Source organism: Enterococcus sp. DIV1368b (genome assembly GCF_050529595.1).
Classification (GTDB): domain Bacteria; phylum Bacillota; class Bacilli; order Lactobacillales; family Enterococcaceae; genus Enterococcus_B; species Enterococcus_B mundtii.
This window is the reverse complement of sequence record NZ_CP172883.1, coordinates 534,485-553,092: the sequence shown is the minus strand read 5'-3', so window position 1 is coordinate 553,092 and position 18,608 is coordinate 534,485. Positions and strand designations below refer to the sequence as shown.

Sequence of the window (18,608 nt, the reverse complement as noted above, 5' to 3'; positions counted from 1 at the left end):
GAATTCAATGCTATTATCAGAAATCACTTTACCAAATCAAACAATCTTAAAAAATCGAATCGTCAAATCTGCAATGAGTGAAACACTTGCCGACAAAGAAAATAACCCAACTGAAAAACATATTCATCTTTATCACCGTTGGGCTCAAGGCGGTAGTGGACTTTTAATTTCAGGAAATGTCATGGTCGATCGTGATCATTTAGGTGAACCTGGAAATGTTGTTATAGATGAAAATACAGATAAATCAATTTTAAAAGCCTGGGCCAAAGCTGGAACAGAAAACCATACAAAATTTATTTTACAAATCAATCATCCCGGCAAACAGTCACCCAAAACAATGAACTCACAACCGGTTGCACCTACTGCTCAACCAATAGGTGAAGAACTTCAAGGATTTTTTAATCCTCCAAGAGAACTAACTACTAAAGAGATCAAAACACTGGTGGAACAATTTGTCACAGTTGGTAAAATAGCGGAAGAATCTGGTTTTTCTGGGGTACAGATCCATGGGGCACACGGCTATCTCATCAACCAATTTCTTTCTCCAGCAGATAATCAGCGAACCGACCAATACGGTGGTTCTTTGGAAAATCGGATGCGTTTCCTTCTTGAGATCTACCAAGGGCTAAGAGAAGCCACTACACCGGAATTTATTGTTGGTTTAAAACTTAATTCCACAGATTTTACTGCTCAAGGGTTTAGTGAAGAAGACTCGCGTCAAGTTATTTTAAGAATGGCGGAACTAGGGATCGATTTTGTTGAGATTTCTGGTGGCAATTACGAAAAAACAAAATTCATGGAGGTTGGGAAAGGGGCATTTTTCCTTGATTTTGCTAAAGATATCCAACAGCAAGTGACAACCCCAATCATTCTAACTGGTGGACTGACACAACCAGAAACAATGGAAGAAGTAATCACTAAAGAAAAAATTGCAATGGTTGGACTAGCACGAGCACTAGCAATGAATCCAGAGTTGCCAAATCAACTAGCAGAAGGACATGCTCAAGCCATTCAGTTACCACGTCTAACGACACATCTGAAAAACCTCGACAAAAAAGCTGGGAGCATTATTAGTCTTTCTTATTATGAACAACAAATGAATCGCTTAGCGACTGGTAAAGAAGCTAAATTTACAACCAACGCTTGGTCACCGCTTCTTGATGCAATGTTTAGACATGGTCTAAACAGTCTAAAACCAAGACGCAGATGATGGTTGCTAGTCAATCAACAAAAAGAAAATCCGTTCGACTTTCTGTTTCTTAGTCGAACGGATCTTTTTTTGATGCAACACAGAAGAGCTTGTTAGTTACCCCATAAACAGACTATCTGATCAATAAGAAGATGATATTTTTCAGCTATTCTTTTTGACCAGATAACATGAAAGAGCAAACCGATGAGATTCGATAAAACAGACTGTTCATATTCGTTACATTTCTTGTATCAAAATGACTCACATCTATTTCTCTTAAATTGCGCATCTGGGTAAACATACGTTCATATTTGTTACTTGACTCGTATCTAAATACTCCATTCCTTCAATTGTTTGGACTTTTCGTAAATTTTCCAAAAAATCCTTGGTTATGTTCCCCCTGCTCAGCATTCGATAAGACACTATTTCTTGTTCCAATCAAACTTCCCCGTAATTCGATCCTGCCCGTGATAACGATGCTGTTGATCATTTCTTGATTCGCGGACGTATGATTAAAATAATCCATCGCTCCATATCGACCACCAACATTATTTTCCTCATCGAAGATGCCAGAACCTAGAGTCAGTGTCCCAGAAGCATCGACTGTCCATGGAATCGTTCCTAGTTGACCAGATTCAACGGCTGCAGGATCAAACCCTTCAGTCTCATTAACAAACGCTTCTACATCGCTTTGTTCAATAGTCCACTCAGGCGCTTCTATAAGTTCAGTACTTATCTCCGCTCCCTCATAGAGCCTATCATTTTCAATTTCTTCAAATTGAGAAAACTCTTCTGTCCCGTTTTCTTGCGGAATATTATTAAAATGGAACACATCGTCTTTTAAAACCAATTCGTCATTGCTATGTGCTTCTGGTGATTCCTTCGATTCTACGTGAATCGCAATTACTTGCCCAACTGGCAAAAGCATCCTCACAACATTGAAAATCAAAAGTTGTTTTTTTCACAAACCTTTCTTTCTCATGTAGCCACCCACCCTAACTCTATATAAGTGAAAGAATTTGTCATTAATAGCTTATAGCCTACTCAAAAAAACAATATATCTTAATCATGTATCTAATCTCTCAGCTATTAATAAAAAAGCTCTCTTTTTTTCAACAATATATCACCTCATTTAATCTTAATTCATTTATTGTTTTTTTCTAATGTAGAAAAATTACTGTACTAACGCTTATTCCCCTAATATAAAAGAATGATTAAGTAAAAATAAAATAACATTCGAAAGAAAATATAAAAACAGCTCAAATCCTTACTTAGAATAAACTAAAAGCAAAAATTACATTATACTAAAAATCACATCTTTATAACCCTTAAGACAATGTGATGCACAACCTGAGATCCACTTCAATTCCCCTAAAAAAAAGATATTTATTCCTCAAAATAAACCGAATCCCTTTTCAACTGTTCTCTTGAGTATTGGAAGACAAAAAAACTGACCTAATTTCTTAGATCAGCAAGTCTATCGATACAGTTGATTATAATATGATTGTTTTCTTACATTTTTTGAAAAATCAATGTTTTAACTTTCGGAGTAATGAAAAATAGCAACTCAACCTTTAAGAAATTGATTATTCATTGCCTGTAAACTTAATTGGTCGATAGCCAGGGCTTGTTTCAAATAGGTTTGGATCGACCCATATTCCTGTTCTACCACTTGATAAAAACGGTCCAAGTAACTGCTGTCCACATTCAACGCAACATCTAAAGCAGCTAGATTCCCCTCATTCAAGTGGACTTTTTTTGCTTGCGCCAAAATCATCGCATTTTCTTTTTTACGTAGTTCATTCGTACGTAGATAATCGACATAGATTGCCTTGCGAGGAACGTCTAATGACTCTAATATTAGCAAGGCTGCGATTCCCGTTCGATCTTTCCCAGCAAAACAATGAAATAAAAGGCTTTCCTCTTGATCCATAGTAAGTACTTCTTGGAAGAAACGAGCATACCCTTTCTGCGAAGTCGGATTCAAGGCGATATCTTCATATATTTTTGTCATATAGTTCGTGGCTTTTTCAGGGGAGCCGATCTTCACAAAATCTTCCAGCCCAGCGCCTTCGTCTGCCACATCTTTCATGATGTCGATATGGATATATTTCGTCTGTGGAACCGTTTTATCTGGTCGAGCCTGAATTTCATCTTCACCGCGTAAATCAACGATTTTACTTAAACGATAGGTGGTTTCTAAATGTCTAGCATCTTCTTCTGTCAAACTAGATAGTTCACCTGAACGCAAGAAAACATTTGTTAAAACTTCTTTGCCATTTCTATTTTTGATGCCACCGATATCGCGAAAATTTGTGATTTTTACCATTTCTGCAATGACCTTCCTTTTCCCATATTGTAGGATCGTTTCCACTTAGTTCCTCAGAAGCGGTTGCGTACTGCATCTGAAAGAACCACCAAAAATCCTTGTCAGTTTATAGTCAATATACTCGACTGTGATTCCTCGTTTCTCTAATTCTTCACCAATAAAAGTAAATTCTGGATCTATGATATACGTTGTCTCGTTGATCGGCAGTCCGTTCGTCGCCAATCGAGAGGCTTGTGCTAAAGACACCTCTACCCGATCCCAATGGCTTAACTGTTCTGGGATACCATTTAGGAACGCTTCTTCACACACGATCATCAATCCATCTTTGACAAGGCTTAATGCGCAGTCTAAATGCAAGATCGTCGGATGAAGTGGCACTTCGATCACTTTGTAGCCAAATCGTTTGACTAGATTTCTTAACCATTCAATACCATGAGTATTGGATGCTAACCCTGAGTTACCTGCAAAAATCGTTTTTCCTAATACTAAAACATCTCCACCTTCTAAGAAAGGCCCTTGTTCTGAATCGATACCTTGCGAAATATCTGGCTTAGGAATAGAAAAATACAAGCAGTCATTCTCATTCGATTCATTCATGAGTATCTCACGAATCGGTAGAATCTCATTTCTGCGGTGTGGGAGCTTTAATGAACCTTCAATCAATAGATCCCCAATCGTAAAAAAGGGGTCTCTGGTGAAAAAGTTACTGTAGCCATACTCTAGCCCTAGTTCTTTTTCAAAAGAGGTCAACTTTCTTGGTAAAAGGACTTCTACCCCATATTTTTCTAGTACTTTTTGTAAATTCTTCCGTTCGACTTCCCAAGCTTTTTGTTGTTCTGGGAAAACTTCACTAAAGTCTTTGCCTATCACTTCAGGCCCACTAAATAACTCATGGTTTTCTTCTGTCAAGAAATCGACACCGGTTAATTCTTTCGTAGGAAAGCCAAATTCAGACTGTGCTAAAACAACCCGCTTTAGTGGTGCAAACTCGCTTTTCACAAAAATATGATCCATCGTTTCTGCTCCTCCTCGATTTGTTCGAATTTTTATAGGAAATAACATGCGAAACCAACCAAAAATATTAAAACAATCAAAGCAATCATTGGTTCGACCCATGTTTTTTTCGAAGACAGAAAGACATTTTTCTTATTTTTTACAAATCCCCAACCAAACTCTCTAGGGAGTTGTACTTCTAATATCATCCCACCTGATAAAGGAAAGAGTGCCACTTTATATCTGGATTTTGCAAACAAAAACAATGACATAAAATAAAGACCGAACTGGATGATTTTGATCAATCGAATGATTTGGATATTTTTGATTTTTCTCACTATTTCTCTCCTTCTATCCTAGCGGTTATCGTCTAACAATAACACCCTTTCTCTTTTTCTTAGGATATTTTTTAATTATTTGGTTAAAAGAGCGTCCTATTCTGTTACCTCTGCTCCCCAACCTCCACTATCTGCCAGAAGCAACTTTTTTTACTATAACATGAGTTGACTTCGTCTAGATCAAACCGATCATAATCGTTGGTTTTGGACTCATAACCTACAAAATCTCTCACTAAATAGCCCACATCCAGTCGATTGGAGGTGGGCTATTTTCTACCGAATTATTTCATTTCTACGCTTTCACCATTTGTCGCAATCACTTTTTGATACCAGTAAAATGATTTTTTAGGCGAGCGAGCCAGCGTTCCGTTGCCCTCGTCATCTCGATCGACATAGATAAAGCCGTATCGTTTACTCATTTCACCAGTTCCTGCACTGATCAAATCAATACAGCCCCAAGAAGTATAACCAATCAAGTCCACGCCATCATCGATTGCTTTCCCCATTTCTTGGATATGTTGGGCGAGATAATCGATCCGGTAGTCATCATGGATCGAGCCATCTGGTTCAATTTTATCGACAGCCCCAAGTCCATTTTCTACGACCATCAATGGGATTTCGTAGCGCGAATAAATCTGATTCAACGTGTACCTTAGACCAACTGCATCAACTTGCCAGCCCCATTCGCTTGTTTCAAGATACTCATTAGCCACCCCGCCAAATAAATTGCCGCCACTTTTATCTGACCGAGTATTTAAATCATCTGCAATACACGTACTCATGTAATAACTGAACGTATAATAATCGACAACGCCTTCCTTCAAGAGTGCCAAATCCTCTTCTGTGATGTCCACTTCGATTTTTTCTTTTTCAAAGTAGCGTTTCATGTAATAAGGATAGGCTCCTTTGACTTGGACATCGCCACAGAAATAATTTAACCGGTCATTCATTTGTTGCGTCTTCAATACATCTAATGGATGACAGGTTTTAGGATACATCGTGATATACGCCAACATACAGCCGATCTGGAAATCAGGATTGATTTTATGTCCAGCAATCACTGCTCGAGCAGAGGCAAGAAAGACATTATGCAAGGCTTGATATTTTTCTGTTTCCGTATAGGTTCGATTGAATAATCCATTGATTTGTTTGCCATGTTCTAAGACGCCAAAATTGATTTCATTGAAGGTCAACCAGTATTTCACTTTGTTTTTGTAGCGTTCAAAAAGTGTCGTTGCATAGCGTTCGTAATACTCGATCGTTCGCTTGTCTAAAAATCCGTCATACGTTTTTCCCAAATGAAACGGTAACTCAAAATGTGAGATCGTCACGATCGGTTCGATCCCATATTTATGTAGCTCATCAAACACTGCATCATAAAATTTCAAGCCTTCTTCATTTGGCTGCTCTTCGTCACCATTAGGAAAAATCCGTGTCCACGCAATCGATAAACGATAGGCCTTAAAGCCCATTTCCGCAAATAATGCGATATCTTCTTTGTAGCGATGATAAAAATCAATCGCTGTATGGCTCGGATAGTAATGATTGGTTTCATCGATCACCAAATCAAAGGTACGTCGTTTCCCCATCTCACGATTGCCTGCACGATTGTGATCGCTGATCGAATCTCCTTTGCCATTGACAGCCCATGCTCCTTCACATTGATTTGCCGCTGTTGCGCCACCCCATAAAAAATTCTTTGGAAAACTCATTAGTCATTGCCCCTTTTCAGTTTGATATGATAGCCTTACTGTTATTTTATTATTGAGTATAAAAAAAGACCCAATCAACCACCTAAAAAGGCCGTTGATCAGGTCTAGCTTAACTGAATAATCACTATCCTATCTAAAAAGATACTATTTTTTGTAAACGTTGTCAAACATTGATTTATTCGTCCTCTTCAGCCAATGCAGCAATTATTTGGTTCACATTCAGAATATTCTCTGCACCAGAACGAACATATTCCGGCGCTGTTCCGACCATTTGACTATTGATAAACTCGATGACCATTGGCATATTCATGCCTGCATATAATTCGATCGACTCGCCTTCCATGATCAATTGGACAATAGTATTTGCTGGCGTCCCGCCCATCAAGTCACAAAAAACAACATAGTCTTCCAACGAAGAAACCACCGCAAGAAATTTTTCTTTGAAATCCTCTGTTCCTTCTTCCGGCAATAAAGGCACTGTATGAATATGAGCTTGCGGTCCCATGATCATTTCGGTACTTGCCTTTAGTCCTTCACAAAGTTGTCCGTGGCTGACAAGAACTAACTGTTTGCTCATTTTCAACACTCTCCTATTTTGAGATCACGCCTAAAGCGGATAAAACGACACAGATGATCAAGACGATAAAAATTGCTCTGGTGGAGGTCATATTCTTTTTGCCTAATAACCAATAGACACCGCCAACGATCGCAGCTGGTAATAATTTAGGCAGGATCATATCAATATTATTTTGCATGTTCATCGTCACATCACCAATGCTCGGCGCCCAGGAAACTTGCACATTCACCATTGTAGCAACTAATGCACCGACCATAAACACCCCTAACAAGGTTGCGGCATCTGTGAGCGCTGTTAATCGCGATTGCATCGTGGTCACTAAAGAAATCCCTTCTTTGTAAGCAAATTGCAATTGTTTCCAACGAAAGACCATGACTACGATTTGGGCAACGATCCAGATAAAAATACCTGCGGGGTTCCCATTGATCGCCATATTGGCGGCTAATGCCCCAAAAATGGTCGGAATCAATGCGGCGAAAATGGAATCGCCAATCGCGGCGAAAGGTCCCATCAATCCAGCTTTCATCCCAGAGACAGTTTCTTTTGAGGCAATACCTTCTTTTTCTTCAATCGCTAAATCGATTCCAGTAATGATCGTATTGAAAAAGTTTGAGGTATTGAAAAATTGTGTATGAGTCTTCATTATTTCTTTTAATTCCGGCGTATCATCTCCGTAGATTTTTCGCAATTGTGGCAGGATCGTATAGAGATAGCCTGAACCTTGCATCCGCTCATAATTCCAGCCTAATTGGAAGGTCAACAAGCTTCGGCGGTTGATTTGTGTAAAGTCTTCTTTCGTTAACTTGTAATTAGATTTCGTCATCTTCGATTTCTCCTTCCTCAGAGGTTGTATGAGAACTTGCTACTTGCTGGTTTTCTGTTCGTTGATTGTTTTTATAGCTGATCGCTGCTAAAGAGAAACCGATCATTGCTACTGCCAGCATCGGTAATGAATTGAAGGTTGCCGGCAAATCTTTGACGACACTTGCGACACTCGTGCCAAGCAACTGGACATTTGAGAACAACGTTGCTAATAAGGCAGTGATCGTAAAACCTAAAATCAGATAAGGAAAATGTTTCTTGACTGGTAAATAGCGTAGTAAAATAGCAAAACCGACTGCTGGTAATACCGCTCCTGCGACAGATAAGCCATCTCCTAACCATTTTAAATCGCCATTTAGTACAGCGACGACGTTTTCGACTAATCCGCCACCAAATGCTAAGGCTAAAAAGACGGGGATCAAACGTGACAAGGACCAAGGAAGAGCACCTAATAAATAATTGCGTTCAATTGCTTTATAATTCATTGTTTCAACATGTTGATCGATACGATGAGCGAAGTACGTATTCGCAAATCGAGCTAAAATATCCAATTGGATCATTAAACTAGCGACAGGAACTGCAATAGCCGCAATTGCCTGTTCTGGATTCATCCCTAATGAGATGGAAAAAGCAGTTGCTAGTATCGTTCCGGAGTTTGCATCGATCCTTGAAGCACCGCCAAATGTCCCAACACCTAGAACGGTCAATTGCATACTACCACCGATAATTAAACCAGCTTGTAAATCCCCCATGACTAATCCGGTGAACAAACCGGCAAAAACGGGGGCACTCATTGAGGAATAAATTTGTAGTTCATCTAAAATCTGATAACCTGCATATAAAGATAATAATAAGATTTGCCACCATTGAATGGACATCTACTTAACCCCCTTATTTATTCAAAAGACTCATAAAATCTTCTGACTTATCACTTGGTACCATTTGTGCGGTCAAATGGACCCCACGCGCATTTAACTGTTTGAAATCCTCAATATCCTTTTCCACCACATTGATCGATTTGGTGATTGATCTGGTTTCATTTGTCTGAGACATATTCCCTACATTGACTTCCTTGATCGGCACGCCTCGTTCAACAAGTCTCAACAATCGATCAGGTTTTTTTGCGACGATCAGTAAACGTTGGGAATCGTACTTGCCAGCAAGAATATTCTCTGCGGCTTTTTCAATCGGTAAGACACTTAACTTTACTCCTGCTGGTGTGGCTAATTTCAAGCCACTTTTTTCTACTGTATTCATTGCGACCTCATCATCTACAACTAATATCCGAGTAATCGACAACTTCGTTACCCAAAGATTCGCGACTTGTCCATGGATCAAACGTCCATCGATTCTTACACCAATAATTGCCATTGTTCATTCTCCTTTACAAATAAATTGTTCATTCTAAAAATAAAGGTAACGCTTACATTATTCACCTGTTTTTTGATACCAAGGTGTCGCTGTCTGATTGATTACTTGATTCAAGTTCTCAATATTCTGTCTACCTTGTGTCCGTAACCATTTGACGGCTCCTTCTTTCCCAGCATCTACATAAGCTTTGACGCCATCTTTCCAAGTCGCTCTTCCGCACAAGACACCATTGAAGGTGGAACCTGACTCATAGGCAAAGACTAGCGTTTGTTGGAATAATTCAGAAGATACACCCGCACTCAAGAAAATGAATGGCAAGTGAGTCGCCTCGCTTTGCGCCTTGAAAAAGTCAGCTGCTTCTTTTTGACTATAGACGATTTCCTTGTCACCAAAACCTTCGACAAAGTTCATATTGACTGGTACTTCGACTTTCAAAACATCTACTTGGTAACGAGGCTTTGAAAATTCTCTCATCATTTCAATCACTTTATGCGGTTTAACCTTTGCATACTCCTGTGAAGCGCTATCATTTAATTTGGCATCATAAGAGAGCAGTTCTAAATAAAACGGTCGATCCTCTCCTGCACATTCACTTCCTAGACGTTCAATAAAGACGTGTTTCAAATGATTGATTTTTGGATCTTCATCTACATCATAATAAAGTAAAAATTTCACTGCATCTGCTTGTTCTTCTTTTAATCTCAATGCAGACCAGTCTCCTAATAGATCTGGTAACCGTCCAGGAGTTGATACGTCATAACCCGTTTTTTCATACGCCAAGAGCAAACCAGCGGATGGATCACGTACTTTGGCAGCGGGCAAACCATATTCAGGATCTAATAAAATAGCTGAAGCATAAGGCGTCAACTCACTAGAAACCAACGCTTTGAACTCAATCAATTGTTCATCTGTGGGTGTTTCTCCTAAAGCCGACAGCATTTTCTTCAATGCCCCCCGCTGATCAATTGCTAATGCACTGATGATGCCGTCTTTTGTTGCTAATTGTTCCATCGCTTTTTTCTTATTTGGTGTCATCGTTTTTATTGACCTCCTTGTTATTCATTTTGGTACTCATGGATCGTCACACCTTTGACTACTCGATTCACCGTTCCTGTCGGTGAAGGTGTGTCAGGCGTATTACCAACTTTGATTGACATTTGAAGAGCAATGATTTGTGCGGTCAAAATCATCACTACGGATAGATAGGCATCGGGTAATTCTAGCGCGGTTGGTTCTAGAAAAAAGTTTGCTCCAGAAAAGTCTCTTTGCGTCGATTGAGCAATGGCTAACACCTTTGCAGCAATAGCATTGCCATTGATTTCTTCCAAAATATCTAAATCATAGTTGCGTGTGTACGCTTGGTTCGTCACAAACCCGATCACTAAAGTTTGCTCATTGACAAAGGATTTTGGTCCATGACGAAAGCCCATCGAAGAATCAAAGATTGTCGCAATTTTTCCAGCAGTCAACTCTAAGATTTTCAGCTGTGCTTCCCTTGTGGCACCAGCCAAGCTACCTGAGCCAAGGTATGCGACCCGATTGAATGGTACTGCTAACACTTGGATCAGTTCTTGCTCTCTTTTCAGAACATCTTTGCCGATATGACTCAAGGAAGTGACATACTTTTGTTTTGTTTCTTGGTTCGTTTGATCAAACAGCCAAAGGGCACTCAATAACATACATGTAAAGCTACCTGTCATGGCAAAGCCAGCGTCATTTGCTTTTTTTGGCATCAACAACAAGAAATGTTGCGATTGTTCACGTGCGACTTGTGCTAATTTTCCTTCTTCTGCACACGTAATTGCTAAATGGAACAACGTATCCACAACTTGATCGGCGATTTTGACTGCCGCCAGACTTTCCGGACTATTGCCACTTCTAGCAAACGAAATCAATAACGTGGGTTGATCAGGAAACAAATACTCTCTTGGAGAAGCAACAATATCGGTCGTACCAAAACTATGAAAAGCAAATCGTTTGGTGTCTCCATGCTCATTCAAGTAAGGAACAAGCGTATCGCCTACATATTGAGAAGAGCCTGCACCGGTAAAGATGACTTGGATTTGTTGCTCGTTTGCCTGTTTTTCAAGTGCATCAAAGAAAAGGGCTAATTCATTTTTCTTCTCTTCTAAGATTTCCACAACCTCTTCCCACAGATCTGGTTGTTGTTTGATTTCTTCTGTAGTGATCCTTGCACCTATTTTTTCTAATTCATCCTTCGACAGTTCAAACATGTTATTTTCCTCCTAGATTACTCCGAACATGACGGATCTTATAATGGAATTGGTCTGCTCTTGCGACACTATCTGTATATTCGATGATCTCGTTTTTGCTATTGAAGGTCGTCCGTTTCAAATGTAAAATCGGTGCTCCATCGCATATATGCAGTAATTCAGCATCATTTGCGTAAACAATACTGGCGTAGAATTCCTCTTCTGCCACTTGGACATGTTGATCAAAATCTTCCAGAAAAACATCATACAAAGGCTTGCTTTCCAAAATTGACAAATCAAGGCCAAGAAACAGTTTTGCTGGTAAATAAGACCGTTCAACCATCAAAGGGACATCATCCGCTAAACGTAGCCGCTTGATTTTGAAGATTGCTTCTCCTAGATTGAGATTCAATCGTTCAGCCAACTGCTTTGTCGCTGCTTGTTTTTCAAAAGCTAAAATAATCGTTTTCGGTGTACGCCCCAATGCCAACATTTCTTCTGTGAAGCTGTAAGCACCAGCTAGACTTGCTGCTTGATGCGATAAGTCACTGACAAACGTTCCTTTTCCATGTTTTTTATAAATATAGCCAAGTGTTTCTAATTCCTGCAATGCCAATCGAACCGTCGTCCGACTCACACCATAGTACAGACATAACTCCCTCTCAGACAGCAATTTATCATGCGGGATCATTTCTGCCTCAATTCGTTTCTTTAGTACATCAACTAGTTGATAATATAACGGTTTCCCTTTACGAGAATTTTCCATTTCTTTACCCCTTCCAACTGGTTATAACCACAAGACAATCGTAAAGTAATAATAACTACCTGTCAACATAAAAATTGCTTAAAAACCGCTATATAACAACGTTTCAATCAACTATATATAAAAACATTTTAAATACCTCGAAAATACCACTTAAAATAAAAAAACAGCATAAACCTCATAAAAAGCAGCATAAGGCTTGTCCTTAAAAAGCTTGTTTATTCTAGAAAATTTATAAAATAATGAAGAAATCCAACGGTTCTTTTTCTTGCATTTCGCTAAATTCCAATGAAAAATAACAAAAAAAAAGAAACACTTCATTTCCCACGTCTAGGTGCTCAAAGTGTTTCTCTTTTGCTATTTCAAGATGACTAACCAACTAGCGACTAATCTTATTTTTCCAAGGCGAAGCTGTCTTCATCAAGACTCCATTTAATTCCTCAATGTTGTTTCTCCCTTGTTCAGCAAGCCATTTTTTTGCCGCCTGTCTCCCTTGATCCGCAAAAGGTGCCACACCATCTGCCCATGTAGCTCGCCCACATAAAACACCATTGAACGAAGACCCAGCGTTTTTGGCAAAGTACAACGTTTCTTGGAATCCTTCGGCACTGACACCTGCACTAAGAAAAATGAACGGTAAGTCAGTCGCTTGGCTTTGCTCGATGAACAAAGCGGATGCTTCTTGCTTGGAATAAATGATTTCTTTTCCAAAACCTTCAACATAAGTCATATTGACAGGTACTTCTACCTTCAAGACATCTACGTTGAACCTCGGCTCTGAGAAAATCTTCATCATTTCAATGACTTTTTTCGGTTTGATCTTGGCATATTCCTTGGAGGTCGTATCTGGGATCGTTGCATCATAAGATAGCAATTCTAAAAAGAAAGGAAGATCTTCCGCCAGACATTCTGAACCGATTCTTTCTACATATGCCTGTTTCCGTTCATTGACTTCCTTGCTTTCGTCTACATCATAGTAAAGCAAGAATTTGCAGCCATCTGCTCCAGCTTCTTTTAATCTTTTGACTGACCAAAAAGCTAAGGTATCTGGCAAACGTCCAGGTATCGTTGTATCATATCCTGTTTTCTCATAAGCCAACAATAGTCCAGCTGTCTTGGCGCGTTTTTCGGCAGCTGGCAACCCATATTCTGGATCTAAAAGAATCGAAGAAGCAAAAGGTGTCAATTCTTCGGACACGAGTTCTTTGAAATGGATCAAATCATCCACTTTGACCTCCTCTTTGTGTTTCGCCATCATTTTTTTCAATGCGCCTCTTTGATCTATCGCTAAAGCCCCGATGATTCCGTCTGGATTACTCATGTTTACCAATGCTTGGTATTTCCCCTCTGATACTTTCCTCATTTTTTCAACATCCCTTCTAACTTAAAATCAATCAACCCAACAATTTCTTCTTGAGTGGAAGCAGTGATAAATGCTTGTTTAAAGCCTTCATCCATCAACATTCGTGCCATTTGCGAAAGAAGCGCCAAATGACTGGTTCCTGCTTCTGCAGCTGGAATAAACAACGCAATCACATACTTGATCGGTTGACCGTCTAAACTATCCCAGGCGACTGCATTCGTTAATTTCAAAATAATGATCGTTGGTTCTTCTATACTTTCACTTTTCGCATGAGGGATCGCAAAGCCATCCATCATACCAGTCGTACCTTCTGCTTCGCGTTGTTTCAAACCAATTTCGACCGCCTGTTCACTGGTCGCTTTTCCTACCTCAACGATTTTTGTTGAAAGAAACGCAAACACCGCGTCACGAGTATTCGCCGCCACATTGGTATAAACAAATAAATTTTCCATCAAATGAATCCTCTCCCTTTCACACACTCAGTGACTTTCTTTTTTGAACCAAGCCTAGTAATACTCCGCCTGCAATAGAACCAGCAAGAATCGCAAGAACCCACAGTAAGCCATGGGTCACTACTGGTAAAACGAGAAATCCGCCATGGGGTGCTGGTACTTGCACGTGAAAGAAATAGGTCAATACAGCGGCGATCGACGAACCAAGCATCATGATTGGCAAGACACGAAGTGGATCTTTTGCCGCAAAAGGAATCGCACCTTCCGTAATATGTGTTGAGCCTAGAATGAAATTCACTAGACCAGCATTCTTTTCGTTTGGCTCGAAGTATTTCCCAAAAAGTAAGACCGCAAAGCCAGTAATCAACGGCGGAGCAATACAGGCTGCAGAAACTCCCGCCATAAAGCTAGTATTTCCTTGTGCTAACAGGGCAGTTCCAGTAACGTAGGCTGCTTTATTGATCGGACCACCCATATCGAATGCACACATACAACCGACGATCACCCCTAAGACTAAAGGACTTGAGTTTTCAAACCCTGCAAGAAAATCCATCATTCCTTCATTGATACTAGCCATCGGTCCTGAAATGACTGTCATGATCAATCCAGTAATCAACACCCCTAGTACGGGATATAAGAAAATTGCTTTTAAACCATCTAGTGTTTTAGGCAAAGGTTGTAACGCTTTTATTAATCCCAATACCACATACCCTGCCAAGAAACCTGAGATAATCCCACCTAAAAAACCTGTACCACCATCTGAGGCAATCAATCCACCGACAAAACCAACAACCAGTCCAGGACGCTTTGCAATTCCTTCAGCAATAAAAGCGGAAAGGACCGGCACCATCATACTCATCGCAAAACCGCCGATTCGATTCAAATTCGCAGCAAATTCATTGTATTGCGCATTGGCAGGATCAGCAGAATAAATCCCCCATAAAAAAGAAATGGCGATCAAGACTCCTCCACTGACAACAAAAGGCAACATGTGAGAAACACCATTCATCAAGTTCTTATAGATGCTGTGACCAATACTCTGTTGTGCATGTTGTTTTTCCTTATCTCCTTCCGCCATTTCGACTTTTTCAGAAATCACTCCTTCACCGTTTAAAGCCGCAGCAATCAATTGATCGGCTTCTTTGATCCCTTTCGAAACAGAAACATCAATGATCCTTTTCCCGGCAAATCTTTCAGGCTGGACATCTTTATCCGCCGCAATAATCACTGCTTCCGCTTCAATGATTTCCTGATCTGTCAAACGATTTTCTACCCCTACTTGACCATGGGTCTCCACCTTGATCGAAATGCCTTTTTTCTTCGCTGCCTGTTCCAGTGCTTCTTGTGCCATATACGTGTGGGCAATACCTGTGGGACAACCAGTTGCTGCAATTAATCGATACTTAGCCATTATCTGAATTCCTCCTTATGAATAGTGATTTCTTTTTTCAACTCTGCGACATCTGTAAAATCAGTCAATCCTTTTTGAAACGCAGTCGAGCTACCCGCAGCTAAACTGTCCTTGAAACAATCCGCACTATTTTCTTCTTTGATCAAGCCTGCCAGAAAAGTGGCTAAGAGTGTATCCCCGGCACAAGCGGTATTGACGACTTTTCCTTGCGGGGCATTTCCTGTCAAACAATAATTTTCGTTCACATAGATCCCGCCCGCTCCACCTAATGACAGCAATACATTTTGAGCGCCTGCGGCTAATAGTTTCTTGCAATAGTTCACATATTCCGTTTCTGCTATTTCTTCATCAAACCATTCTGCCAATTCCTGCTCATTCGGTTTCAGTAAAAATGGTTGATACTTTAGACATCGTTTAACGATTTTAGCACTCGTATCTAAGATCAAGCGCACTTGATTCTCATGACAGATTTTACTGATCATTACTAAGATTTCTTCTGGTACCCCTCTTGGCAGGCTCCCAGAAACACAAAGATAATCTCCAGCTGACAAATGACTGATTGTCTCAAGCAATTCTTCCATCGCTAACTGGTCGATTTCTGGTCCACGATTGACCAACTTGTATTCACTTGATTCCTCATTCACTTGTGTAAATACGTTGATGCGAGTCATTCCAGGTATAGAAACAAAATGAGCGTTGATTCCTTCCTTCGTCAAACATTCCTCAATATAAGCCCCAGTAAATCCTCCGCTAAAGCCCAACGCAGTATTTGGTATCCCGAGTTTTTTTAAAATCAATGAAACATTGACACCTTTCCCATTTGCTTGGATGTCATCATCGATTGAGCGGTTCACGACATTCGGTTTGAGTCGTTCCACTTCAATAAACAGATCAATCGCCAGATTCATCGTACATGTATATACGTTAGCCACCTGTATCCCTCCTCACTTTATCTACAGTATGACCTGTTTTTGGATGTACATGTTTTCTAAATAAGCGAAATTTTAGGTAAATGTTTACAAAATAAAACTCACCTGAGTAAGGGTTTACATCCGTGGTAGAATAAAAAGAAGCCAAACAGAAAAGGGGGAGGAGTAAAATGGAACCTAAATTGAGCGAGGCAGAACATTTTTTATGGGAGTACATGATGAATCACATCCAAGAAATCCCAAATCTATCAATTATCAAACTAAGCGAACGAGCCAACGTATCCACCACGACCATCGTTCGTACCATGAAGAAAAAAGGGTACGAAGGCTATACTTCTTTTAAGCATCATTTAAAGGAAAAGAAGAATACCACCATCAATTTTGCTACGGTCGATAAAGTAGATGAAGAAATAAAAACCTCCATTCTAAAAAACGAACAGGAAGTCGTGCGTACCATCAATCTATTGGATACAGGAGTAATCGAAGATGCGATTCAAAAAATCTGGAGTTCACAAAGAATCATTATCTTTGCCAGAGGATTTTCAGAAATGATTGGGGAAGAAATACAAACCAAATTCCAACTACTCGATAAGTATTGTGTCCTTCATACCGATCCAAATATCATCAAAACCGTTAGTCGCAAATTGCACAAAAAAGATGTCGTTCTTTTTATTTCCTTAAACGGTGAAACAGAAGAACTCGTAGCAGCAGCGGAGAATTGCTACCGCGAGGAAATCAGTTCGATCCTGATCACCGCCTCACGGGAAAGTCGCTTGAATCACTTAGCAGAATTATCTTTGATCGGCTTCAAATCCGAAATCTCTTTTTTCCCTGAATATGAAGTTCGCTCTCGCCTGCCACTTTCTGTGATTGCTCGGATCTTGCTGGATTCGTATGCGATACGGGTGAAGAAGGGGGATTGAGGAACAAGTATAAGAAGCATCAATCACCGAAAATGTGAAGTTTTTTCGGTGATTGGTGCTTCTTTACGAAAGAGTTCATTCAATTTTATTTACGTTTGATTCATGACGTTCATCTACATTCATGTCTTGTCATAATGCCAAAACAAAACAAATAATAGAAACTACAACCGTCAAAACAAATTCAACCTTCACTTCCGTACCATACGTCTGATTCGGTAGATAGATGGCTTCTCGTTTTGATTGATAAGGGATCTTAGGGCGGTTGGGTTGGGCAGACTCAATAAGTATCGATAATAAAATCAGTGTGAAGTAAATAGTATTTTTCTGTGCTGCAAAATAGATACTTGAAGCTAATAAAATCAAACTAGTTCCTTTGAGTATTCTAGCGTAGGTCATTTTAATCTCTCCGTTCTATTCTTCTATTTGTAGATTTTCTGTCCTGTTTTCTAACTATTTTCTATTATTTTTATACCTCCATGAGGTTGTGACAGAAGTGTCTAGCTCCGAGAAATAAGCCGAGAAAGACGAAAATTGTTCTTCAAATTTTTGGGTTTCTCGGCTTATTTCTGAAGGAGTTACTTCTGGAACACCGTTTATTAAGTTTAAGGTTAGAAACAAAAATGAATTTTATTTTTGTCCCCCATCACTAGATAGGAGGTGAAAACAATTATTTGGCTCACTCGGTTCACCTTCTCTAAAATTCTCATACGATCGATACTTTTATGTATTCATTTTTTATTACTAATAAATAGACGTGGTTCAAATTATTCCTGTTACTAAAAATGATACAATTCTAATTCTAAAATGGAGCAAATCATAAGAACTAAAATCGTGGGAATCAGCGCAAACATCACTTCCGTTCTAGATGTTTGATTCGGTAGATAGATTGAATTTTTTCCCGATTTGTAAGGAGTTTTAGGTTGCTCGGATTGGGTATATTCAATAAATAGTGATAGCATAATCAGTATGGTATAGATCGTATTTTTCATTGCAGCAAAATAGATGCTTAGTGCCAATAAAACCAATTGGATTATTTTGATTATTCGAACGTAGGTCATCTTTCATCTCTCCATTCTATGTATAAATAGTAACCGATTCCTCTCTACAAATATATATACGTAACGCACTAAAATATTACTTTAACAAATTAAAATAACTTCCACCTTAATCATATCAAAAAATATCAAAAAAATTTATTGCATTCCTAAAAAGCTGTTTTAAAA

General features: G+C 39.4%; 21 protein-coding genes. 2 read left to right on the top strand and 19 right to left on the bottom strand.

The window, feature by feature from the left end; translation table 11 throughout:
* The first annotated feature begins 7 nt into the window (after positions 1-7).
* The gene (locus IGJ19_RS02585) at positions 8-1,210 is read left to right on the top strand and encodes an NADH:flavin oxidoreductase/NADH oxidase family protein (RefSeq protein ID WP_066025197.1); all 1,203 of its coding nucleotides are present in this window, start codon (positions 8-10) and stop codon (positions 1,208-1,210) included.
* 145 nt (positions 1,211-1,355) lie between these two features.
* Here IGJ19_RS02585 and IGJ19_RS02580 read toward each other — a convergent pair whose 3' ends face one another.
* From IGJ19_RS02580 to pfkB, 17 genes are all read right to left on the bottom strand, one after another.
* The gene (locus tag IGJ19_RS02580) at positions 1,356-1,490 is read right to left on the bottom strand and encodes a hypothetical protein (RefSeq protein WP_081355952.1); all 135 of its coding nucleotides are present in this window, start codon (positions 1,488-1,490) and stop codon (positions 1,356-1,358) included.
* 45 nt (positions 1,491-1,535) lie between these two features.
* On the bottom strand, positions 1,536-2,111 hold the full coding sequence (locus IGJ19_RS02575) for a hypothetical protein (RefSeq protein ID WP_430604384.1): 576 nt from the start codon (positions 2,109-2,111) through the stop codon (positions 1,536-1,538).
* A 645-nt stretch (positions 2,112-2,756) separates the two neighbouring features.
* Positions 2,757-3,518, bottom strand: coding sequence for a tyrosine-protein phosphatase (locus tag IGJ19_RS02570; protein WP_430604383.1), 762 nt, complete (start codon positions 3,516-3,518; stop codon positions 2,757-2,759).
* A gap of 45 nt (positions 3,519-3,563) precedes the next feature.
* Entirely contained in the window at positions 3,564-4,532 is a 969-nt protein-coding gene (locus IGJ19_RS02565) for a dimethylarginine dimethylaminohydrolase family protein (protein ID WP_430604382.1), read from the bottom strand.
* 32 nt (positions 4,533-4,564) lie between these two features.
* A complete protein-coding gene (locus tag IGJ19_RS02560) occupies positions 4,565-4,849 on the bottom strand; it encodes a hypothetical protein (protein WP_019723651.1) in 285 nt (94 codons plus the stop codon).
* Between the two features lie 281 nt (positions 4,850-5,130).
* A complete protein-coding gene (locus tag IGJ19_RS02555) occupies positions 5,131-6,561 on the bottom strand; it encodes a glycoside hydrolase family 1 protein (protein WP_430604381.1) in 1,431 nt (476 codons plus the stop codon).
* 175 nt (positions 6,562-6,736) lie between these two features.
* The gene (locus IGJ19_RS02550) at positions 6,737-7,138 is read right to left on the bottom strand and encodes a PTS sugar transporter subunit IIA (RefSeq protein ID WP_430604380.1); all 402 of its coding nucleotides are present in this window, start codon (positions 7,136-7,138) and stop codon (positions 6,737-6,739) included.
* A 13-nt stretch (positions 7,139-7,151) separates the two neighbouring features.
* Positions 7,152-7,961, bottom strand: a complete 810-nt coding sequence (locus IGJ19_RS02545; protein ID WP_074801680.1) for a PTS system mannose/fructose/sorbose family transporter subunit IID — start codon at positions 7,959-7,961, stop codon at positions 7,152-7,154.
* Entirely contained in the window at positions 7,948-8,838 is an 891-nt protein-coding gene (locus IGJ19_RS02540) for a PTS mannose/fructose/sorbose/N-acetylgalactosamine transporter subunit IIC (protein ID WP_430604379.1), read from the bottom strand. The genes IGJ19_RS02545 and IGJ19_RS02540 overlap by 14 nt, the downstream gene beginning before the upstream one ends.
* Positions 8,839-8,851: 13 nt before the next feature.
* Positions 8,852-9,331 (bottom strand): PTS system mannose/fructose/N-acetylgalactosamine-transporter subunit IIB, encoded by a 480-nt coding sequence (locus IGJ19_RS02535; RefSeq protein ID WP_086334296.1) that lies wholly within the window; start codon positions 9,329-9,331, stop codon positions 8,852-8,854.
* 57 nt (positions 9,332-9,388) lie between these two features.
* Positions 9,389-10,366, bottom strand: a complete 978-nt coding sequence (gene lacD, locus IGJ19_RS02530) for a tagatose-bisphosphate aldolase (RefSeq protein ID WP_430604378.1) — start codon at positions 10,364-10,366, stop codon at positions 9,389-9,391.
* A 20-nt stretch (positions 10,367-10,386) separates the two neighbouring features.
* Complete coding sequence (locus IGJ19_RS02525) at positions 10,387-11,565, bottom strand: SIS domain-containing protein (RefSeq protein ID WP_086334294.1); 1,179 nt, start codon at positions 11,563-11,565, stop codon at positions 10,387-10,389.
* 1 nt (position 11,566) lies between these two features.
* Positions 11,567-12,310, bottom strand: a complete 744-nt coding sequence (locus IGJ19_RS02520; protein WP_430604377.1) for a GntR family transcriptional regulator — start codon at positions 12,308-12,310, stop codon at positions 11,567-11,569.
* Positions 12,311-12,686: 376 nt separating this feature from the next.
* Positions 12,687-13,670 carry a tagatose-bisphosphate aldolase gene (gene lacD / locus IGJ19_RS02515; RefSeq protein ID WP_430604376.1) on the bottom strand — a complete coding sequence of 328 codons (984 nt, stop codon included), beginning with the start codon at positions 13,668-13,670 and terminating at the stop codon, positions 12,687-12,689.
* Complete coding sequence (locus tag IGJ19_RS02510) at positions 13,667-14,122, bottom strand: fructose PTS transporter subunit IIA (protein WP_430604375.1); 456 nt, start codon at positions 14,120-14,122, stop codon at positions 13,667-13,669. Before IGJ19_RS02510 ends, lacD (IGJ19_RS02515) begins: the two co-directional genes overlap by 4 nt.
* A 19-nt stretch (positions 14,123-14,141) precedes the next feature.
* Positions 14,142-15,533 carry a PTS fructose transporter subunit IIC gene (locus tag IGJ19_RS02505; RefSeq protein WP_430604374.1) on the bottom strand — a complete coding sequence of 464 codons (1,392 nt, stop codon included), beginning with the start codon at positions 15,531-15,533 and terminating at the stop codon, positions 14,142-14,144.
* Complete coding sequence (gene pfkB, locus IGJ19_RS02500) at positions 15,533-16,465, bottom strand: 1-phosphofructokinase (RefSeq protein WP_115357271.1); 933 nt, start codon at positions 16,463-16,465, stop codon at positions 15,533-15,535. The genes IGJ19_RS02505 and pfkB overlap by 1 nt, the downstream gene beginning before the upstream one ends.
* 167 nt (positions 16,466-16,632) lie before the next feature.
* Here pfkB and IGJ19_RS02495 point away from each other — a divergent pair, with 167 nt between their 5' ends.
* Entirely contained in the window at positions 16,633-17,385 is a 753-nt protein-coding gene (locus IGJ19_RS02495) for a MurR/RpiR family transcriptional regulator (protein WP_108145938.1), read from the top strand.
* Between the two features lie 129 nt (positions 17,386-17,514).
* Here the strand turns inward: IGJ19_RS02495 and IGJ19_RS02490 are convergent, their stop codons facing one another.
* Positions 17,515-17,781, bottom strand: coding sequence for a hypothetical protein (locus IGJ19_RS02490; RefSeq protein ID WP_430604373.1), 267 nt, complete (start codon positions 17,779-17,781; stop codon positions 17,515-17,517).
* Between the two features lie 380 nt (positions 17,782-18,161).
* The gene (locus tag IGJ19_RS02485; RefSeq protein ID WP_074801715.1) at positions 18,162-18,443 is read right to left on the bottom strand and encodes a hypothetical protein; all 282 of its coding nucleotides are present in this window, start codon (positions 18,441-18,443) and stop codon (positions 18,162-18,164) included.
* Positions 18,444-18,608: the final 165 nt, after the last annotated feature.

Bases quoted from the DNA above. Each gene is read 5' to 3' on its own strand.
- IGJ19_RS02585 (WP_066025197.1), top strand. From the start codon at position 8: ATGCTATTATCAGAAATCACTTTACCAAATCAAACAATCTTAAAAAAT.
- IGJ19_RS02580 (WP_081355952.1), bottom strand. From the start codon at position 1,490: ATGTTTACCCAGATGCGCAATTTAAGAGAAATAGATGTGAGTCATTTT.
- IGJ19_RS02570 (WP_430604383.1), bottom strand. From the start codon at position 3,518: ATGGTAAAAATCACAAATTTTCGCGATATCGGTGGCATCAAAAATAGA.
- IGJ19_RS02565 (WP_430604382.1), bottom strand. From the start codon at position 4,532: ATGGATCATATTTTTGTGAAAAGCGAGTTTGCACCACTAAAGCGGGTT.
- IGJ19_RS02555 (WP_430604381.1), bottom strand. From the start codon at position 6,561: ATGAGTTTTCCAAAGAATTTTTTATGGGGTGGCGCAACAGCGGCAAAT.
- IGJ19_RS02550 (WP_430604380.1), bottom strand. From the start codon at position 7,138: ATGAGCAAACAGTTAGTTCTTGTCAGCCACGGACAACTTTGTGAAGGA.
- IGJ19_RS02545 (WP_074801680.1), bottom strand. From the start codon at position 7,961: ATGACGAAATCTAATTACAAGTTAACGAAAGAAGACTTTACACAAATC.
- IGJ19_RS02540 (WP_430604379.1), bottom strand. From the start codon at position 8,838: ATGTCCATTCAATGGTGGCAAATCTTATTATTATCTTTATATGCAGGT.
- IGJ19_RS02535 (WP_086334296.1), bottom strand. From the start codon at position 9,331: ATGGCAATTATTGGTGTAAGAATCGATGGACGTTTGATCCATGGACAA.
- lacD (WP_430604378.1), bottom strand. From the start codon at position 10,366: ATGACACCAAATAAGAAAAAAGCGATGGAACAATTAGCAACAAAAGAC.
- IGJ19_RS02525 (WP_086334294.1), bottom strand. From the start codon at position 11,565: ATGTTTGAACTGTCGAAGGATGAATTAGAAAAAATAGGTGCAAGGATC.
- IGJ19_RS02520 (WP_430604377.1), bottom strand. From the start codon at position 12,310: ATGGAAAATTCTCGTAAAGGGAAACCGTTATATTATCAACTAGTTGAT.
- lacD (WP_430604376.1), bottom strand. From the start codon at position 13,670: ATGAGGAAAGTATCAGAGGGGAAATACCAAGCATTGGTAAACATGAGT.
- IGJ19_RS02510 (WP_430604375.1), bottom strand. From the start codon at position 14,122: ATGGAAAATTTATTTGTTTATACCAATGTGGCGGCGAATACTCGTGAC.
- IGJ19_RS02505 (WP_430604374.1), bottom strand. From the start codon at position 15,533: ATGGCTAAGTATCGATTAATTGCAGCAACTGGTTGTCCCACAGGTATT.
- IGJ19_RS02495 (WP_108145938.1), top strand. From the start codon at position 16,633: ATGGAACCTAAATTGAGCGAGGCAGAACATTTTTTATGGGAGTACATG.
- IGJ19_RS02490 (WP_430604373.1), bottom strand. From the start codon at position 17,781: ATGACCTACGCTAGAATACTCAAAGGAACTAGTTTGATTTTATTAGCT.
- IGJ19_RS02485 (WP_074801715.1), bottom strand. From the start codon at position 18,443: ATGACCTACGTTCGAATAATCAAAATAATCCAATTGGTTTTATTGGCA.